Here is a 2,536-nt window from a genome sequence, read left to right as displayed (position 1 = left end):
AAGGATTCTTCCTGTTTGACTTCTGCTCCTACATCGCGACCTTGACCTTTTTCTAAAGCGCGTTTTTTGGCACTTTTTGATTGTTTAGCTTGCCTTGCTAAATTGTCTTGAATAATAAAGTTGGGAGCGGCGCTAATTTCGACAACGGCTTCAGTATCGCGGACGTAGCTGTTGCTCATAATTTTCCAGAGCCATTGCAGTTGCTCTCTAGTATTGAGCCAGCCGCCGGGGCCCTCTTCCATTGTTAGCACGCCGCATTCTGCGTTTCTGCCGGGAAGCAAAATGCGTGAGCTAGCTTTTCTGTGTTCCGGGCAGCTCGAACGGCCGCTCATACCTTCAATTAAAATGGTGCAGGCGTGTTTGTGACTCTTGAGGGTTTCGGTTAGTTTGTAGTCGGACGCGGTTTCTTTTAAGGTGAGAAGTTGGGGAATAGGGGGTACGGGTGCGCTGTTGAATTTTTGCCACAGCCATCCCCACAATGCTTGGGCATTCAGGGGTTGAATTTCCAGTCCAATTTTGGTGTTTAGCAAGAGTTCCCACCGGATGTAGCCTTGCTCGAAAGCATCGAGCAGCAGTTGTTTGTAAAAGCGTTCAGAGTAGATGCGCTGGTTGCCTGTAAATTGTGCAGCCATGCTGTTGGCTGTGTTAATAATTCCATTGATGAATTTACTCAGAGGGTCGTTGGACTTGGAGCCAGATTGAGCGTTGAATGTCCAAGTGCAGAAAATAGTTTGGTTCCACAGTTGTCTGGTGCCTGCTAAGTTGAGTTCTTGAATGCGTTTCTGTTCGTTACGAACGAGTACAGAAATGGGTTTGAGGTGACAGTTGTCAGCCAATTCAGTTAACTGTTGTTGGCGATGGCAATCGCTGCTGTAGCAGCCGGTGTGAAAGGTCATTTTTTCGCCTGGGGGAATGTCTTTTAGCCCTTCTTCTAAGGCGGTGGCTGCATTGTTTACTTCATGGCGGTAGAGAATGTTGTGAAAGCCAGCCGTCTCGAATCCGAATACAATTTGGTATTGACTGCCTTCATTCAGTAAGTAACCAGAAACTTCTCGACCATCCTTTTTGATAGTGACTAAACACAGGAGGTTTTGGTAGTTTTGGAAGGGCATAAGTCGGCTGTTATCTCCTTGTTGAGTGGGAGCAAGTTTGGGTTTAAGTTTGACTCGGACTTGTGAATCGCTGATTCGGTGGCGAATCGGGTTTGGTCGGTGTTGGGGAACGGGAGAAAGGTATAAAAGATTACCGTTGTACCACTCATTCCCCGGCGGAGGTCTAAACCTGTCTACAAAAAGGTGAGGTTTGTTACCTGTCAGGAGCCACCAGCTTACAATTAGCCAGAAAGTAGTGATGAAAAACCAAGGCATTCCTAAGCTGAATAGGCCGTTGGTGAGGATGTAGGAAATTACAGTGATTAGCATCCAGGGAATTAGCTGTTCCGCTGGAATGATGCCGATGCTGGCTTGTTTTCCGAGAATTTTGTTGACGGAAATAAAGTCTTTATCTGGGTCTTTAAGCATGGTAATAGGGGGAGGGAAAGAGGAGGGGGAGAGGGGGAGAGTGGGGGAGGGGGAGAGGGGGAGAGTGGGTGATTCGGAGAGGGGGAGAGTGGGAGAGTGGGAGAGGGGATAATAGAAAGCGGAGTTAAGAAATTAGAGTTTGAAATGAACAGAAAACCAATTCAATCCCACCGAGATTTAGAAGTGTATCAACTTGCATTAGATGTGGCTATGCAGATTTTTGAACTCTCTAAAAAGTTTCCTATTGAGGAACGATATTCATTGACAGATCAAATTCGTCGGTCTTCGCGTTCTGTTTGTGCCAATTTGTCTGAGGCATGGCGTAAACGGCGTTATGAAGGAGCTTTTGTATCCAAATTAAGTGATTCTGAAGCTGAAGCTGCTGAAACTCAAACTTGGATTGAATTCGCTGTTAAATGCAATTACTTGGATGTTCAGGTTGGTAGAGAGCTGTATCAACATTACAATCAAATACTGGGTACACTGGTCAACATGATTAATAACCCTTCTATGTGGCTCCTTCCAGTGCCAAAAAACCATACTAAGAGTCGGTGAACGAAAGAGTGGAAGAGGGGGAGAGTGGGAGAGTGGGAGAGTGGGGGAGAGGGGGAGAGAGGGAGAGGAGGAGAGGGGGAGAGTGTGGGAGGGGAAGAGGGGGAGAGTGAAAGAGTGAAAGAGTGAAAGAGTGGGAGATTAGATGTGTGCAGTAAACAGCAAGCTGTTTGAATTTTCAGGTAGATTGCAGTTACATAATCCCTCTTTTCTATTCAATTGGGTGAGTATATGTTAGATGTTGAAGCCCTCTAGTTTTTATCGGGTTGTTGCAAGTTTTCAAACTTCTCCCACTCTCCCCCTCTCCCACTCCCCCACTCTCCCCTTCTCCCACTCTCCCATTCTTCCCTAAGCTCCTCCACCTCCGCCATTGCCAACGAACAGAAAAGGTAAGGATTCAGGTCAAAAAAACTTCAGTGTCAAAAGCTGGTAAAATAAACGAATGAAAAAGCCCGCAGCCACCA

Annotated in this window: 1 protein-coding gene and 1 pseudogene; one reads left to right on the top strand and one right to left on the bottom strand. The window is 46.5% G+C overall.

Features of this window, described 5'->3' with window-relative positions; all coding sequences use genetic code 11:
* Window positions 1-1,520: pseudogene (locus QT973_RS26855) on the bottom strand (hypothetical protein); the annotation flags it as partial.
* A 96-nt stretch (window positions 1,521-1,616) separates the two neighbouring features.
* Here QT973_RS26855 and QT973_RS26850 point away from each other — a divergent pair.
* A complete protein-coding gene (locus tag QT973_RS26850) occupies window positions 1,617-2,075 on the top strand; it encodes a four helix bundle protein (protein WP_333392563.1) in 459 nt (152 codons plus the stop codon).
* Window positions 2,076-2,536 lie beyond the last annotated feature (461 nt).

This window comes from Microcoleus sp. Z1_A1 (assembly GCF_036700305.1).
Lineage (GTDB): Bacteria > Cyanobacteriota > Cyanobacteriia > Cyanobacteriales > Microcoleaceae > Microcoleus.
Note: the sequence above shows the minus strand (reverse complement) of the source record. Positions and strands in the feature narration are given on the sequence as shown.